Genomic DNA, 16608 nt, shown 5'->3' with positions numbered 1-16608 from the left:
GTTGATCGAGACTACCGGTCGGATGGACTTCCTGGGTTCGACGCCCCGTCCCGAGCGGTCGGTTTGGACGCGTTCGCGGCCTGCGTACGCGACAGCAGGACCGTCGTGACGATCATGACGGCCACGGCCACGACGATGACCGTCAGGGCTGCGCCCTCGGTTCTGATTCGCTCGTTCAGGACAGTGACTCCGACGAACGCCGCGCCGAGTGGTTCACAGATCGTCACTGCCGGCATCGACGCCGACAGCGGACCCACCTGGAATGCACGCTGCTGCAGGTAGAAACCGACGACGCCGGATCCGATCAGCGTGTAGGTCTGCCAGGCCGTCAGCGCCTCGACCGGGTTACCGTCGACGAGGTCGGTGACGTTCTTGGTCAGCGCAGCCGCCAGGCCGAACAACAAACCTCCCGCTGCACCGAGCAGTAGTGCCCGAACTCCCGGCGAGGTGAGCAGCAATCCGCCCGCGGCGGCGCAGCCGACAACGACGGCCACCACGATCAATGGAACGAGCCACTGCACGAAAGGGGCGTCGGTATTGCCCTCGCTCGGATCGCCCACCACGATGAAGACGGCAAGTGCCGCGGCCATCGCCACGGCGAGCGCCCAGGTGGTGGCAGGCAGTGTTCTGCCGACCAGCTTTGCCGACATCGGGAGAGCGAACAGCAGTGCTGTCACCAGCAGAGGTTGAACGACCAGCACCGAGCCGACCCACAGCGCGGCGATCTGAACCGCATAGCCACCGCCGTCTCCGAGGACCCCTACCCACCACCGCGGGCTGCGCACCAGTGCCGAAACGAGGGATTCACCTTCGGGGACGGACGCGGCCGCGCTCTGTTGCGCGACCGACGCGCAGGCGAACAGGAACGCCGAAATCAGCGCGAGTACGACCGCCGGCCAGGACGCGGTCACCCGCGTCGTCCTCTGCTACCGCCACCCCGCCGACTCTGGGTGCCATCGCTCCGCCCACGCCTGCCCGGCGTACCCGTCCGGCCCGCACCGCGCGCAGTTCGGGGGTCGGCCGCAGCACCGCTCGTCGTCGGTACCGAGGCCGGTAGCGGTCGACCGATCGGGGTGCGTGCGCCCGTCGGTCGACGCCACGCGGACTGGTCCAGATCGGTATCGATGATCGTGGCGGCAACGCCGGCCTCGTCGGCCATCGATCGGACGCGATCCAACTGGTCGTCCGTTGCCAGCGTCACGACGGTTCCGCGGGCACCGGCACGTGCAGTACGTCCGGCGCGATGCAGGTAATCCTTGAAATCGACCGGGGGATCGACGTGAACCACGAGCGTCACGTCGTCGACGTGAACACCGCGGGCTGCCACGTCGGTTGCGATGAGAGCCACGGACGTGCCCTCGCCGAAGGCCGCGAGCGATCGGGTGCGGTGCGCCTGAGTCTTGTTGCCGTGCAACGACGATACCGGCACACCCAGCGCGAGGCACTCGTCGGTGAGTCGATCGACGGCATGGGTGGTCCGTAGGAACAGAAGTGTCTTCCCGTCGCGGTTGGCAAGTGCAGCAGCGACTTCGGTCTTCCTGGCCGCCTCGATTCGGAAGACGAAATGGGTCATGTCGGGTTCGCTGACGGCTGCCGCAGTGGAGTGCACAGCGGGGTCTTTCAGAAACTTCTCGACCAGCCCGTCGACCTCCCCGTCCAGCGTCGCGGAGAACAGCATCCTCTGACCGTGTGCCGGGGTGGCGGCGAGCAGTGAATCGACCTGAGGCAGGAAACCCATGTCCACCATGCGATCTGCTTCGTCGATGACGGTGACCTCGACATGCTCGAGTGTGATCGAGCGTCGCTGGAGGAGATCGATGAGCCGGCCGGGAGTCGCGACCACGATGTCGACTCCGCGCTGAATATCTCGGACGTTGCGTTCGAGCGGAACACCTCCGACGACGCCGACGGTTCGAAGTCCGAAGGTGGCACCGTGGATGTCGAGTACTTCACGAATCTGCAGTGCCAGTTCCCGCGTGGGGGCGAGAATCAACCCGCGCGGTGCCGCAGGTGCGCTTCGCTTGCCGGCAAGGTGGACGAGGATCGGCAGTGAGAACGCCAGGGTCTTACCCGAGCCCGTGGGTGCGCGCCCGAGGACGTCCCGTCCGGCAAGGGCATCGGGGATCGCCGCGACCTGAATGGGAAACGGGTCGCGAGCACCTGCATTCCTGAGGGAGTGCACCAGAACGACGGGGAGACCGAGGTCTGCGAACGATCGAGTGGATTGACCCGGCATGGAGCTGACCTTACCGCCGGATCGACGACGCGTTCGACCGTTCTTGTCGGTACCGCACGCAATACTTGCCCTAGAACGTGAGTTCGAATGGCGTTCGAGACGCAATCTCCGCAGGGGCGGTTGCACGGCGAAGGTGGGGGAGTCATGTGCAAGAAGTGCCGAGGGTTCGGTGTCGACAATTACATCGATGACGTGAGGGCAACGATCGAGACATTCGGGTGGGCGCTGCAGTACGTGGAATCGGAGGTCGATCGAGACGGCGTTCATCCCGCGTTCTGCTACACGGTCGGTCTCACCGACCTGGGCAGTCCCGAAATCGTCGTGACGGGACGCGGGCCACGTGAATCCTCGATGATCCTGAACGCGCTGGGGACTTCGGTGGCGTCGGGGATGTTGGAGATCGAATCCGGAATCGGTTGTGCATCAGCAGGATTCGATCTTCTGGCCATCGACGTACCGGATTGTGCGGACATCCTGTACGTCGCCTCCGACGTGTACGGCACGGGACGCTTCAGCGCCGTACAAGCCGTCTGGAGGGACCTCGAAGGTGCACTGCCGTGGGAGGGAATTCCGTCGACGGTGGTGCAACCGATACTCGGGCCGGTGCCCTTCTGAGCGAGCGAAGACCGATCACACCGGTGGCACCGCACGAAAGTACGCGCGGTGCCACCGGCGAGGGACCGATGTCAGGCTTCGATCTCGGAGCGATCTCCACTCCACAGAGTGTGGAACTTGCCCTCGGAATCGGTGCGCTCGTAGGTGTGCGCACCGAAGAAGTCGCGCTGTCCCTGTGTCAAGGCCGCAGGCAGACGCTCGGCACGCAGCGCGTCGTAGTACGAGAGCGAGGATGCGAACGCAGGCACCGGGATGCCGAGCGACGCAGCCGTGATGACGACGCGCCGCCAACTGTCGATCGCGTTCTCGATGGCGTCACGGAAGTACGGTGCCAGGATGAGGCTCGGTAGTTCGGCGTTGTCGTCGTACGCGTCCTTGATGCGGTTCAGGAATCGCGCCCGAATGATGCAGCCACCACGCCAGATCGTGGCGAGATCGCCCGGATGCAGATTCCAATCGTATTCGGCGCTACCCGCCGCGATCTGATCGAAGCCCTGTGCGTAGGCGACGATCTTCGACGCGTACAGCGCCCGGCTGATGTCGTGGGTGAACTGCTCGGCATCGGTCGGCTTGTCGGCCAGTGATCCCGAGGCGAGGCCGACAGCGGCCTTGCGCTGGACCCGCGATCCCGACAGAGCCCGTGCGAACACTGCCTCGGCGATGCCGGTCACGGGTACTCCGAGATCGAGTGCCGCCTTGACGGTCCATCGACCGGTGCCCTTCTGCTCGGCAGCATCGACGATCACATCGACCAGTGGCTGCCCGGTCTTCGCGTCGACCTGGCGAAGGACCTCCGCAGTGATCTCGACGAGATAGCTCTCCAGATCGCCCTTGTTCCACTCGGTGAAGACGTCTGCAACCTGCGCAGGCGAGTACCCGAGCGCGTCGCGAAAGAGGTTGTACGCCTCGCCGATGAGCTGCATATCGGCGTATTCGATGCCGTTGTGCACCATCTTGACGAAGTGGCCGGAGCCGTCGGGGCCGATGTGCGTGCAGCACGGCGTGCCGTCCACCTGCGCAGCGATGGACTCGAGCAACGGTCCCAATGCCTTGTAGGACTCGGCCGGACCACCCGGCATGATCGACGGGCCGTTGAGCGCGCCCTCTTCGCCGCCGGAAATACCGGCGCCGACGAAGAGCAGACCGCGGTCCTTCATGGCCGCCTCGCGGCGGATCGTGTCGGTGTAGAGCGCGTTGCCGCCGTCGATGATGATGTCGCCTTCCTCCATCACACCGGCGAGTTCCTCGATCACCGCATCGGTCGGGTCGCCTGCCTTCACCATGATGAGCACGCGCCGCGGCTTCGCCAACGCGGCCACGAACTCCTCGATGGTCTCGGTACGGATGAAGTTGCCCTCGGTACCGTGCTCGGCGATCAACGCGTCGGTTTTAGCGATACTGCGGTTGTGCAACGCGACAGTGTGCCCGTGGTGGGCGAAGTTACGCGCGATGTTGGAGCCCATGACGGCGAGTCCGGTGACTCCGATCTGAGCCAGTTCTGTCTCTTTTGCTGCTGAGGTCATACAGACAGCTTTCCTTGCCGCGCGATTTCGCGCGAGCCAACCCCCTGGGTCCGGCCGACACGACGAAAAAGGTGCCGCATTCGCGAAGAATGCGGCACCTCGGGGTTCGAGCGACGAAGCCCGTCCAATCAGGACTTCGCCTCGAACAATGGATCAGTGGCTGCGTGCAGGCCCGTCGAAACCGTCGTACGAACGACGCTCGGTGCGGCTACGGAACCCACCCGATCGGTTCTCGTCCTGGCGCGGGGCGGATGCGGGACGACGGTTGTCCGAGCCACGGTTGTCCGAGCCGCGACCTTCGTAACCGCGACCCTCTGAGCCGCGGTACGAGCTCGAGTCGGAGCGACGCGGGCGGTCACCCTGGTAGCCGCCTTCGCTGCGCGGGTTGGATCCCTGGTAGCCGCCGGTGCGAGGGCTCGATCCCTGGTATCCCGTGCGGGGACGGTCACCCTGGTAGCCGCCGGTGCGAGGGCTCGATCCCTGGTATCCCGTGCGGGGACGGTCACCCTGGTAGCCGCCTTCGCTGCGCGGGTTGGAACCCTGGTAGCCACCGCTGCGGGGGTTGGACCCCTGGTAGCCACCGGTGCGCGGGCGGCTGTTGCGATCACGCGGGGTGGATTCGGCACGCAACGGCTCACCGGTCGGCTTCTTGGCGCCGGTGATGCTGTTGAGTTCGGCCGAACCGGGGGAGACGTTGACCGTGGTGGCCTTGACGCCGGCCATCCCGGTCAAACGCAGAACCTGACGACGCTGATTGGGGAGCACGATCGCGACGACGGTGCCCTTTTCTCCGGCGCGTGCCGTGCGGCCGGCGCGGTGCAGGTAGTCCTTGTGGTCGGCGGGCGGATCGACGTGCACGACCAGGTCGATTCCGTCGACGTGAATTCCGCGGGCCGCGACGTCGGTGGCCACGAGCACAGGGGTGCGACCGTTCTTGAATCGCTCGAGCACTCGGGTGCGCTGGTTCTGTGCCTTGCCGCCGTGCAGCGACTCTGCAGCGATGCCGAGGGCGCGCAGGCGATCGGTGATGCCGTCGCAGCCCAGCTTGGTGCGCGCGAACATGATGGTGCGGCCGCCTTCACGGGCACCGATCTCCGAGAGCACCAGATCCTTCTGGCCGCGGTCGACCATGAGGACGTAGTGGTCCATGGTTCGGACGCTGGCCTTGCCGTCCTGGGTGGAGTGCTCGACGTGGTCGGGCAGGAACTGGCGAACCAATGACTGGACCTCGCGGTCGAGGGTGGCCGAGAACAGCATCCGCTGGCCGTCTGCGGGTGTATCGGCGAGTACGGCGCGCACCTCGGGCAGGAAGCCCATGTCGGCCATCTGATCGGCCTCGTCGAGCGCGGTGATCTCGATGGAGTCGAGGATGCAGGTGCCCTGACGCAGGTGATCTGCCAGTCGTCCCGGAGTGGCGACCAGTACGTCGACTCCGCGGCGAAGCTGCTCGACCTGCTTGTTGAACGGGGTGCCGCCGACGGCAGGCATGACCCGGAGGCCCTGTGCGTTGGCGTAGGGAGCGAGCGACTCGACTACCTGGAACGCGAGTTCGCGGGTGGGAACCAGTACGAGCGAACGCGGGCGCTTGGCGGCCGGTCGATCGGTGTGCAGCGACAGGCGCTGCAGGATCGGCAGGCCGAAGGCGAGGGTCTTGCCCGAACCTGTCTGCGCGCGACCGAGGACGTTCTTGCCGGCGATGGCGTCGGGAAGCGCCTTTTCCTGGATGGGGGACGGCACGGTGATCGAGTTACGAGCGAGAGCCGCGACGACTGCCTCGGGCAGACCGAGCTCGGCGAAGGTGAACGCCGGTGCCGCTGCGGGCGTCGGTACGGCCGTCGAGTCGGACTCGGGGGAAACGGTGGTATTGGAAACAGCGTTGGTCACGCAGTAAAGCCTCTCCGGATTGCGGGCACGCCAATAAGCCCGAAGCTGAGAGACCCGACGAGAAGGGAAACACGAAAAACAGCCAGAACACATTGATACGAGCCAGGGCACTGTCACCTGGCCATCGGTACGCAGGTCGAACCTGCATAAAGTGGGGCTGTTTGTGCCATTTCGATTGCTTGGTCGCGATGGCGACCGAGTTCTACTGTACGGGACGTACCGCCATTTGTTCACCCGGATGGGTGTGACCTGCGTGACCCCCTGACGTGGCGGCGCTCGATCAGCCGAGGAGTTTGCTCAGCTCTTCGAGCCACGGCATCGCAACGTAGATGGTCGGCAGCACGAGTATGACGACGGCGGCCAGATATGCCACAGCGGCGATCCGGACGTCGCTGCCCGGCCCGCTCAACCGCTGGACGCGAATGAGTGTGTGCGGTCCGCCGGCTGCCATGGCACCCCGCGGTGCGGTGGATCCGGCACACGTCACGAGTGCGCGCGCGAGAGGGGTGGGTCCAGTGACCTTGACCGCCGTGTCATCGGCCAGCAGTTCGACCAACAGCTGAACGCTGCTCAGGGCGGACTTGCTACGAACAATTCTGGGGAACGCCTCGTTGACCGCGGTGAACGCTTCCAGTACGAGATCGTGCCGGGATCGTAGGTGTGATCGCTCGTGGCTGAGGATCGCGGTCACCTCCGCTTCGGAGAGGCTGGCAAGCGTTCCGCGGCTCAGCACCACCCGCTGCCGTAGTCCGGGCAGGCAATACGCAATCGGTTCCGCCGCGTCCAGAACCCGGATGTCTGCATCACGCAGGCCCCTGAACGGATTGTCGCTCTTGTCGGTCCGGTCGAGCAGATCGACCAACATGCGATGACGGGAGCGGCGACGGCGGGTACGCACCGCCACCTGAGCCACCGAGAACATCAGTTTCGCTCCGATGCCCAGAGTGATCGCGAGCACCACCACGTACAAGGTCCACAGAGGCAGGCCCAAGGCGTCGATCTCGTCGGTCGGAGCCGTGGTCGGACGGCCGTCAGGGCCCGGCACGAGCAGCAATCCGCCGATTGCCAGGCCGGAACTGAAGGCCGACAACACGGCCGCGAGGGCGATGGCCTGCCACAGCACCAGAGCAGCGCGAGGCGACCGGTACGGCCAGCTCGCACGGGCGAGCATCGCCGGCACAGGTCCAGCCAGGATCAGCGCGAGTATCGCGAATACCAGCGCAGTGGTGGAGTTCATGTCCTCACTTACTACGAGGAGCCTCAGTCCGTCGGACGGCCTTCTGCAGCAGAAGGTGACTCTGTCGTCGATTGTGCCACTTCCAGCGCCGCGAGTGCTTCACGGAGGGCGGCGGCCTCATCTGCTCCGACCTGCCCGACGAAGTGCACGAGGGCAGCTGCACGACCGCCGGAGGCGGGGGCCTGGGACAACGCGTCGACCATCAGGCTCGCGACCAACTCGTCGCGACCATGGACCGGGGCGTAGCGGTGAGCTCGGTCGTCGCGCTGCTGGACGACCAAACTTTTCTTCGCCAGACGCTGCAGGACCGTCATCACGGTCGTGTACGCGAGTTCACGATGAGTCGCAAGGGCCTCGTGGACCTGACGAACGGTCTGCGGCTCCGTCGATTCCCACAGATGGTCCATTACTGCGCGTTCCAATTCACCAAGGCCAGCCATTCCTCCGAGTCTACGGCCAGTCCGACGCGGATGCGTACTACTCGTAGTAGTAACTACCGTCCGAGTGCTGTGGTCTCGGTCATAGCCGCGGTCGAGTGGCGTCGGCGGGTCGTGACCGTGAGCGGGTCCGTGGGCATACTCTGTCGAGAGTTGGTGCCGCTGGGCCGAGTCGGAAAGATGAGTGGAGACCTCGCGTGAAGTGGTTCGATTCACTGTCGTTGCTCGATGGGCCACTGCCGGTGATCGTGTCCGTGCTCGGCGCCGCCGGCGGACTGTGGTTGCTGGTCTCGAGGTCGCGTCGGTACGCCAGGCGTGCGCTGCCGATCGCTGCCACCGCGGCGATCGTCGTCACGGCTATCGGTTACGTACTGGTCGAAAAAGTATGGCGTCCGTTCCCCGATCCGATCGACATCTCGATCTACGTGTGGATCGGGGTGGGTGTGGCTGCCCTGTTCGCACTCGTACCACGGTCGATCGCAGCCCGCGGCGTGGTTGGCACAGTGGTGTCGGTGCTGGCGGCGGTCCTCGTGGTGGCAACGTCTGCTCTGCACGTCAACCTCGAATTCGATGCGTATCCGACCGTGGGTAATGCGCTCGGTGTCGAGTCGGCCGAGCGCATAGCGTTCTCGGACGTGCCGCCTTCGGTCTCCGACACCGTCACCGGCACGCCCCTGGAATCTGCCTGGTCCGCACCTGCCGACCTGCCTTCCGCCGGCCGCGTCACCTCCGCCACCATTCCTGCCACCGCGTCGAACTTCACGGCGCGAGACGCCCAGATCTACCTACCGCCGGCCTACTTCGCCGATCCCCGTCCGCTCCTTCCTGTCCTCGTACTGCTCGCCGGCCAGCCCGGCGCACCCGAAGACTGGTTCAACGGGGGCAAGCTCGCCGAGACCATGGACAACTTCGCGCGTGATCATGCCGGTCTGGCACCGGTGGTGGTCGTGGCCGACGGCACCGGTTCGTCGATCGCCAATCCGCTCTGCGTGGATTCGACACTCGGCAACGCGGCCACGTACCTCGCACGTGACGTTCCCGATTGGATCGACAACTCCCTGCAGGTGGATCGCAACCGTGCTCATTGGGCGATCGGCGGATTGTCCTACGGCGGAACGTGCTCGATACAGATGGCCGCCAATCATCCCGAGGTCTATCCCACGTTTCTCGACCTGTCGGGTCAGCGAGAGCCGACCCTCGGCGATCGAGATCGAACCGTGCAGCAGGCGTTCGGCGGCAACGCCGCAGCGTTCACCGCGATCAACCCTCTCGACCTGCTGAAATCGCGTCGATACCCGGACTCTGCCGGTATTTTCGTCGTGGGGTCCGAGGACAAGGATTACCAACCGGGTCAGCAGGAGATGTACGACGCGGCGAAGGCCGCTGGAATGGATGTGCAGTACGTGGAGGTACCAGGGGGACACAGCTTCGCGGTGTGGTCCGAAGGCTTACGTCGAGAACTGCCGTGGCTGGCTACGAGAACAGGACTGACGGCGTGAACACCGACGAGTCGGGGGGTCCGACGGAAGCGATCGATGCTGCGGCACCGACGTGGATGTCCGAGAAGGTGGCCGTCGTGAGATCCGCCGCCTCGGCGACGATGCGGCAGTCGCGGCGATTGTGGTCGCTGATCCTGTTCGGTGCCGTGGGTGCCCCGGTCAGCTTCACCCTGCTCGCCGTGGTCTGGCTTTCGGGGATGTATGCCGTCGTGTCGGACGGCCATGGTCAGGTCGACAGGTACTTCGCGGTAGGCATCGTCCCGTTCGAGCACTGGCATCTCTGGACGCCGCTGACATCTGGTCTGGCAGCGCCGAATATTGCGGGCTGCGTGGTGGCGACCGTTGCGGTGCTCCTCGCTGCTGCCCCGATCGAACGTCGTATCGGTTCCCGTCGGTTCGCGGTAGCCGCATTCGTGACGCAGGTTGCGGGGTCGTTGTTCGGGCTGGGCCTGGCCGTGCTGGCGAAGACCGTCGACGAGGATTGGGGTTTCCGCCTCCACGTAGGTACGGCCGTGGGCCCGACGACATGGGTCTGTGGCGTTGTGCTGGTTGCCACGTCGCGGATGGACACGCTGTGGCGCAGGCGGATTCGCGTCGGACTGCTGACCCTTCTGGTGACCCTGGCCTTGTTCGGCGGTCATCTGCAGGACGTCGTTCGGTTGGCGGCAGCGGTGATCGGTCTGATCGTGGGCCCGTGGATCGTCGGCCGGTCGGCGCGCGGTCCGAGATTGGCTGGAACGCAGCGTGAAGGACGTGTCCTGGTCGCGCTGATCGTCGCCGCCAGTGCCCTGGGTCCGGTGCTGGCAGCCTTGAGCCCCAATGCCGTGGGGCCGTTCGCGGTGCTTCGCGACGTGGTTCGCGGTGTGCCGTACACAGCTGCCGAGGTTCGTGAGATCTGCGCCGATGCCACGACCGATCCGGTGGAATGCCGCCGCGGGCTGCTCGACCTCAGGCTGGGCGGAGTCGGACCGACGATCCTGAGCATCATGCCGTCGCTGTTCCTGTTGGTGGTCAGTGACGGTTTGCGCCGCGGTCGACGGTTCGCGTGGGCGATGGCAGTGATCTCGCAGGTGGTTCTGCTCGCGCTGTCGGTGGCGAACTACGCCATCCGATTCCTCGAAGCCGGTGACGACGAATCGTTGTTCTACGGGCTGGAATCTCCCACTGCCTACCGCACTGCCGTGCCCTTCCTTCTGCCCCTGATCGTCCTGCTGGTCCTGATCGTCACTCGGAAGTTCTTCGACGTGTCGGCACCGGCTGGCACGTACCGACGCTGGGCCGCGTCCGTCGTGGCCGCCGTAGTAGGACTCGGCCTGATCTACGCGATCGGCGGCTATCTCGGTCGCGGCGGTTTCGCCGACTCGCCGTCCTTCGGCGGACTGCTGATCGATTTCCCGCAGAGGCTGGTTCCGCCGGTCTATCTGCAGTGGCTCGAGCCCGCCCTTCTACCCCAGAGCATCCCGACCACCTTGCTGTTCGAGTGGACCGGCGTCGTGTTCTGGGTCGTGGTGTGCGTGCTCACGATCAGCACCTTCCTCACACCGGTGTACGGCTCGGAGACCGATGCCACCGAACGGGCTCGCAGCGTGCTGATGTCGAGCAGCGGCTCGGCGCTGTCGTGGATGACGACCTGGCGCGGGAACAAGTACTGGTTCAGCGCCGACGGCCGCAGCTACGTGGCGTATCGCGTGATTTCCGGCGTGGCTTTGACCACCGGTGACCCTGTCGGGCCGCGAGAATCATTGCGAGACAACGTGGTCGAGTTCGCCGAATTCGCGTCGAAGAACGGGTGGATTCCGTGTTTCTACTCTGTCACCCCGGCCGTCCGGCGCATCACCGATTCTCTGGGATGGGGCGGTATCCAGGTCGGTGAGGAGACCGTGCTCGATCTGGACGGAATAGCGTTCACCGGCAAGCGGTTCCAGGATGTTCGTACTGCGCTCAATCGAGCGAAGAAGGCAGGCGTCGTCGCGGAGTGGATTCGGTTCCCCACCGCTCCACTGGCCATCACCGATCAGATCACCGCGATCTCCGAAGAGTGGGTGGCAGACAAGGGGATGCCGGAGATGGGCTTCACCCTCGGCGGTCTCGAGGAGGTCGACGACGAGAACGTGCGATGCCTGATTGCCGTCGACGAACATCGAACCGTGCACGGGGTCACGTCGTGGATGCCCGTCTACGAGGACGGCGTCATCGTCGGGTGGACGCTCGATTTCATGCGGAGACGGTCGGAAGGCTTTCGGCCGACAATGGAGTTTCTCATCGCCTCAGCCGCCCTGCTCCTCGAGCAGGAGGGGGCCAGGTTCCTGAGCCTGTCCGGTGCACCTCTGGCCAAAGTCGACGAGAAGCAGCCCGAGCACGTGTCCAGCGCCGAGCAGTCGACGCTGTCCGGCTTGCTCGAACGGTTGCTCGATGTACTCGGGCGCACCCTCGAACCTGTCTACGGGTTCCGGTCTCTGCTGGCATTCAAATCCAAATTCCAGCCGCGCTACGAGCCGATGCACATGACGTTCGCCGATCCGGCCGCCCTGCCCAGTATCGGCAACGCAATCGGCCGGGCCTACCTGCCCGACGTGTCCATCGGTCAGGGCTTCAAGCTCGTCCGAACGATGATCGAGCGGTGACGGTCTGCGCTAGACAGCCCGCGAGTCCGGTGTCCCGGAACGCCTGTCCGATTTCACCGGACCACCGACCGACCCGTACACGTGGCGAGTTCCGATCGGAACGATGAGCGGGCGATCCGACATGGGATCGTCGATCACGGCTGCCTCGAGACCGAACACGTCGAGCAGTAGTTCCTCCGAGATGACGTCCTGAGGGCGACCGGACGTGACGATGGTTCCCTGCTTCATGACGATCAACTGGTCGCTGTATCGCAGTGCGAGGTTGAGATCGTGCAACACCATGACGATGGTGCGGCCGAGCTCCTCGTGCAGGCGATCGACGAGGTCGAGTACCTCGATGGAGTGGGCGAGGTCGAGGTAGGTGGTCGGCTCGTCCAACAGCAGGATGTCGGTGCCCTGCGCCAGTGCCATCGAAATCCAGGCGCGTTGCCGTTGACCACCGGACAGCTCGTCGACGGGACGGTCGGCGAGGTCGCCGACGCCGGTGAGTTCGAGTGCGTTGGCCACTTCTGCCTCGTCGTCCGAGCTCCACTGCCTGATCCACGACTGATGGGGGTGACGACCGCGCGAGACCAGATCGGCGACGGTCAGTCCTTCCGGAGCAGTAGGTGCCTGCGGCAGCATGCCCAGGGTCCGGGCAACCTCTTTGGTCTTCATCGAAGAGATCGCCCGGCCGTCGAGCATCACGCTTCCGGCCTTGGGCTTGAGCAGGCGTCCGAGCGATCGCAACAGGGTCGACTTGCCGCAGCCGTTCGGGCCGATGACGGTGGTGATCACTCCGGTGTGAATCGCGAGGTCGAGGTGCTCGATGATGGTCCGGTCGCCGTAACCGAGGCTGAGATCGTCTGCGACCAAACGCGAGGCGTGGCTGATTGTCATACGGAAGCCTTTCGATTACTGCGCACGAGAAGGTACAGAAGGAACGGTCCACCGAGTGCCGAGGTGACGATGCCGACCGGCAGTTCCACCGGCAGGATCGTCCGCGCGATGAGATCACTCGCCACTACCAGCAGTCCGCCCAGCAATGCCGAGGCGATGATCGGCGGTCCCGGGGTTCGAAGGAGCCGTACCGCGATCTGCGGGGCTGCCAGTGCGACGAACGCGATCGGTCCGGCCGCAGCTGTGGCAACGGCAGCGAGTGCGACGGCGGCGAGCAACATCACGGCCTGGCTGTGCTGCAACCGCACTCCGAGCGATCGTGCATTGTCGTCACCCAGACGCAGTGCTCCCAGCGTGAACGTCGACACGATGGTTGCGCCCCCGACGATGACGACGGCGACTGCGACCGGCCACACCGTCGACCAGTTGGCTCCGTTGAGAGAACCGTTGAGCCAGACCTGCGCGCGCGACACGTCGTTGATGTCGGCGCTGATCAGCAACCACCCGATGACGGCCGTGAGCATGGCGTTGACGGCGATTCCCACCAGAATGAAGCGAAAGCCGTCGACGCCTTTCCGCCAGGCGAGTGAGTAGATCGCTATTGCGGTGAGTACTCCGCCGATCAGCGCTGCCAGTGGCAGCCCGAGGGTGGCGAGCAGACCGCTGAAGGTACCGCCGCCGCCCAGGACGATCAGCGCGACGGCTGCAGCACTGGCACCGGCGGTGATGCCGAGAATATCGGGACTGGCGAGTGCGTTTCGAGAGATGGATTGCGTGATCGCACCGGAAATTCCCAGGGCCGCTCCGACGAGCAAGCCCGTCAACGACCGGGGCAGGCGCAGGTCCATGACGATGAACCGTTCGATCCGCGTTCCGCCGCCGAGCAGGACGTCGAGCACCTGGGGGATCGACAGCGGAAAGTCGCCGCGGCCGATGTTGACACACATGACCAGAATCAAGGCGGCAGCCACGAGGACGGTGGTGACGACCATCAGTGGACGGCGGACGAGGGACACCCGCCCCAGGCGAACGGCGGGCCGTGCGGGCACGGTGCCGGGACCGGCCGTGGAGGGTTCGGGGGACCGGATCTCGGCGGTCACAGGCTCGCCAACTTTCTACGGCGTACCAGTGCGATGAAGAACGGCGCGCCGAAGAGTGCGAGGACGATGCCCACCTGCAACTCGCCCGGGCGCACCACGACGCGTCCGATGACGTCCGCGATCATCAGCATCACGCCGCCCATGAGGCCCGCGTAGGGCACGAGCCAGCGGTAGTCGGGTCCGGTCACCGCTCGGGCGATGTGCGGAACGACGAGGCCGACGAAGGCAATGGGCCCGCACGCGGCCGTTGCCGCTCCGGTCAGCAGAGTGATGGCCAGGATTCCGACGGTTCGGGTGACCGCGATGTTGGTTCCGAGGGATCGCGCTACGTCCTCGCCCAGGCTCATGACGTTCAGGCCCGGGGTGCTGGCGAGTGCGATCAGCACACCGAGAATCAGGAAGGGGAGAACCTGCCACAGCACGTCGAGCCCCCGACCGGCGACCGATCCCACCACCCAGAAGCGGTAGCCGTCGAGGCTCGTTTGGTCGAGCAACACGACGGCATTCGTCATCGCGGAGAGGAAGAACGCGACACCCGCGCCCGCCAGGGCGAGGTTGATCGGACTCGATCTGCCCGACCCGATGGACGACAGACCGAACACCACGACGCTCGCCACTGCCGAACCCGCGAACGCGAACCACAGGTACTGGCTCGGAGAGGTGAACCGGAACAGGTAGATGGCCATGACGACGAAGAACGCAGCCCCGGAATTGAGGCCGAGCAAGCTGGCATCGGCCAGCGGGTTGCGCGTATGTCCCTGGATGAGGGCACCTGCGATACCGAGCGCGATGCCGACCACCAACGCCAGCACCGTTCGGGGGACCCGCAAGGTCCGCACGATGATGTCGGTGTCCGTGCCGTTCGAATCGATCAATGCATGGGCGATCTCGGCGAACGTCAGTGGTCGGGCACCGATGGCGATGCTCGCAAAGATGCCGGCGGCCAGAGCGACGACCAGCACTGCCAGGCCGAGCAATCTGCGTCGGCGAATGGCGGCAACCGAACCATCCTTGGGAATGGGCTCGAAATCATCCGCTGCAGCTGTCTTCTCGCGCACGACCTCCGAAGTGGACCGGCCGAGACCGAACTGGCGACGGAGAGCTCGACGGACACCGACCGGGCCGGTGGTGTCGGTGTCGCGGAGCGTCAGACTCATCCACCGTCTACCTGTGCTCTGCCCCTCGTTGCCATCGCGGTAGCCGCGGTTCCAGACGAACAAGGCGACGGCCACCGAGAGAGAAATGGCTCCGAACACGACACGGTCGGCCTGGCCACCGCCGTTGTCGTCGCGAAGGGCGTCGACGATCGACCACCCGATGAACAACGGCACGAGCACGATCAGCGCGTCGATCCCCGCGGCTGCGATGCGTGTACTCCACGGTGCGGGCCCGGTGGGCACGTCCTCGGTCCCGTATCGCTCGTCGGGCGAGCGACGCGAGCCGTGAGGGCCGAGTAGCGGAGCTGTGGTCACTGGGGTCGTGACTCCTCGCTGGATCGAAGGGACAGGGTTTAGGTTACGGAACCCTTGCTCGCCGTGCGACACGAGGTAAGGGTAGCGGTGCCTGACTCGGCAGCCGTATCTGGTTAGGCTAACCTACATCCATTGGTCGACGGTGGGGCGAGTTCACCGATCACGAACAGAAGGAGCGTTCAGGTGTCAGTTGCAACTGCGGCATTCACGGGCTGGGCCGATGTGCACCGATTCTCGGACCGATCCGGTGGGCACGCGCTGTTGGCCGAGTCGTGTTCCACTCTGCGCGCGCTCAATCCCGACTATCCGAGGATGTACGCGGTGGCCGCCATGGCCGACGAGGGCAAGCGGCGTTGGTGGCAGCTGTCGGTCGGCCTCGACGACGGTCGCGTCGAGCAGATGTACCGCCGTTCGCTCGAGGATCTCGAAGTACCGCACGCTGCGGCGGTGCAGGTGGCGACTGCGCTGATTCATGCGGTGGTCGGGCGGGTTGCAGCACTGCTCGTGCTCGAAGCGCGTGCCTGGGATCCGGGCATCGAGAACTTGTGGATCCATATGGACAGCGACGGGGGAATCGATTGGGCGGGTGTTGCGTCGCCCATCTTGCGAGTGCTGCCGGAGGATCCGGCTGCGGGCGAGCCCGGAACCGTGACGTTGCCCTGCGAACAGGCTCTTCTCGTCTGGACCGCGCATCGGTGCCTGACGTCTCTCGGGTCTGTCTATCGCGCGATCAGTGAGCGGGCTCCTCTGGATGCTCGCGTTTTCTGGGCGCTGGTGGGTGACGCGATCCTCGGTGCGTCGACGTACGTCCCGATCTTGGCCGGGACCGGCCCCTCCGCCGGAACGCGGCGCGGCCAGTTACTGCTCGACGCGATGGTCGCTGCCGGCGCGCCCGTGCGATCGCGAGTCGGAGTCCCGGGCCGGCAGCGGCTACGCGCGTCATGAAGGTCTTGCGTCGGAACTGAGGTATGCCTATGCTAATTTCATACCAACGGACCGCGCCGGAGACCTGAGGGCTGCAGTGTCTCCCGGTCCTTGCCACGGTGGGCCTCTCGTTCGACTCGAACGAGAGGCCCACCGATTTTCTCGGGCGGAGTGTCGT

13 protein-coding genes are annotated in these 16608 nt (G+C 65.4%); 4 read left to right on the top strand and 9 right to left on the bottom strand.

The window, feature by feature from the left end:
• Positions 1–11: 11 nt before the first annotated feature.
• Together CH281_RS14160 and CH281_RS14155 are read right to left on the bottom strand one after the other, a co-directional pair.
• On the bottom strand, positions 12–911 hold the full coding sequence (locus CH281_RS14160) for a DMT family transporter (RefSeq protein WP_094694524.1): 900 nt from the start codon (positions 909–911) through the stop codon (positions 12–14).
• Positions 908–2236, bottom strand: coding sequence for a DEAD/DEAH box helicase (locus tag CH281_RS14155; RefSeq protein ID WP_032372396.1), 1329 nt, complete (start codon positions 2234–2236; stop codon positions 908–910). Before CH281_RS14155 ends, CH281_RS14160 begins: the two co-directional genes overlap by 4 nt.
• Before the next feature lie 87 nt (positions 2237–2323).
• On the opposite strand from CH281_RS14155, the gene CH281_RS14150 reads away from it, so the two are divergent.
• Positions 2324–2851 (top strand): DUF4262 domain-containing protein, encoded by a 528-nt coding sequence (locus CH281_RS14150; protein WP_256983530.1) that lies wholly within the window; start codon positions 2324–2326, stop codon positions 2849–2851.
• A 71-nt stretch (positions 2852–2922) separates the two neighbouring features.
• Here CH281_RS14150 and gndA read toward each other — a convergent pair whose 3' ends face one another.
• The 4 genes from gndA to CH281_RS14130 all read right to left on the bottom strand — a co-directional run bounded on the left by gndA (position 2923) and on the right by CH281_RS14130 (position 7935).
• The gene (gene gndA, locus CH281_RS14145) at positions 2923–4374 is read right to left on the bottom strand and encodes an NADP-dependent phosphogluconate dehydrogenase (RefSeq protein WP_094694522.1); all 1452 of its coding nucleotides are present in this window, start codon (positions 4372–4374) and stop codon (positions 2923–2925) included.
• A 153-nt stretch (positions 4375–4527) separates the two neighbouring features.
• Positions 4528–6258: a DEAD/DEAH box helicase gene (locus tag CH281_RS14140; RefSeq protein ID WP_094694520.1), complete on the bottom strand. Its 1731-nt coding sequence runs from the start codon at positions 6256–6258 to the stop codon at positions 4528–4530.
• Between the two features lie 280 nt (positions 6259–6538).
• Positions 6539–7495 carry a M56 family metallopeptidase gene (locus tag CH281_RS14135; protein WP_032383817.1) on the bottom strand — a complete coding sequence of 319 codons (957 nt, stop codon included), beginning with the start codon at positions 7493–7495 and terminating at the stop codon, positions 6539–6541.
• 23 nt (positions 7496–7518) lie between these two features.
• Complete coding sequence (locus tag CH281_RS14130) at positions 7519–7935, bottom strand: BlaI/MecI/CopY family transcriptional regulator (protein ID WP_032366177.1); 417 nt, start codon at positions 7933–7935, stop codon at positions 7519–7521.
• Between the two features lie 194 nt (positions 7936–8129).
• On the opposite strand from CH281_RS14130, the gene CH281_RS14125 reads away from it, so the two are divergent.
• Entirely contained in the window at positions 8130–9431 is a 1302-nt protein-coding gene (locus tag CH281_RS14125; RefSeq protein ID WP_057474955.1) for an alpha/beta hydrolase, read from the top strand.
• A 101-nt stretch (positions 9432–9532) separates the two neighbouring features.
• Positions 9533–12055: a bifunctional lysylphosphatidylglycerol flippase/synthetase MprF gene (locus CH281_RS14120; RefSeq protein WP_094694608.1), complete on the top strand. Its 2523-nt coding sequence runs from the start codon at positions 9533–9535 to the stop codon at positions 12053–12055.
• A 9-nt stretch (positions 12056–12064) separates the two neighbouring features.
• On the opposite strand, the gene CH281_RS14115 is transcribed toward CH281_RS14120, so the two are convergent.
• From CH281_RS14115 to CH281_RS14105, 3 genes are read right to left on the bottom strand one after another with little or no spacing between them, the layout of a single operon-like run.
• A complete protein-coding gene (locus tag CH281_RS14115; RefSeq protein ID WP_027497146.1) occupies positions 12065–12934 on the bottom strand; it encodes an ABC transporter ATP-binding protein in 870 nt (289 codons plus the stop codon).
• A complete protein-coding gene (locus tag CH281_RS14110) occupies positions 12931–13983 on the bottom strand; it encodes a FecCD family ABC transporter permease (protein WP_174557250.1) in 1053 nt (350 codons plus the stop codon). Before CH281_RS14110 ends, CH281_RS14115 begins: the two co-directional genes overlap by 4 nt.
• Before the next feature lie 47 nt (positions 13984–14030).
• Positions 14031–15506: an iron chelate uptake ABC transporter family permease subunit gene (locus CH281_RS14105; RefSeq protein ID WP_080732069.1), complete on the bottom strand. Its 1476-nt coding sequence runs from the start codon at positions 15504–15506 to the stop codon at positions 14031–14033.
• 222 nt (positions 15507–15728) lie between these two features.
• Between CH281_RS14105 and CH281_RS14100 the strand changes: the two genes are divergently transcribed.
• On the top strand, positions 15729–16451 hold the full coding sequence (locus CH281_RS14100) for a hypothetical protein (RefSeq protein ID WP_228139410.1): 723 nt from the start codon (positions 15729–15731) through the stop codon (positions 16449–16451).
• The last annotated feature ends 157 nt before the right edge of the window (positions 16452–16608 follow it).

Origin of the sequence: Rhodococcus sp. 06-221-2 (genome assembly GCF_002258365.1) — a bacterium.
Taxonomy (GTDB): domain Bacteria; phylum Actinomycetota; class Actinomycetes; order Mycobacteriales; family Mycobacteriaceae; genus Rhodococcoides; species Rhodococcoides fascians.
Note: the sequence above shows the minus strand (reverse complement) of the source record. Positions and strands in the feature narration are given on the sequence as shown.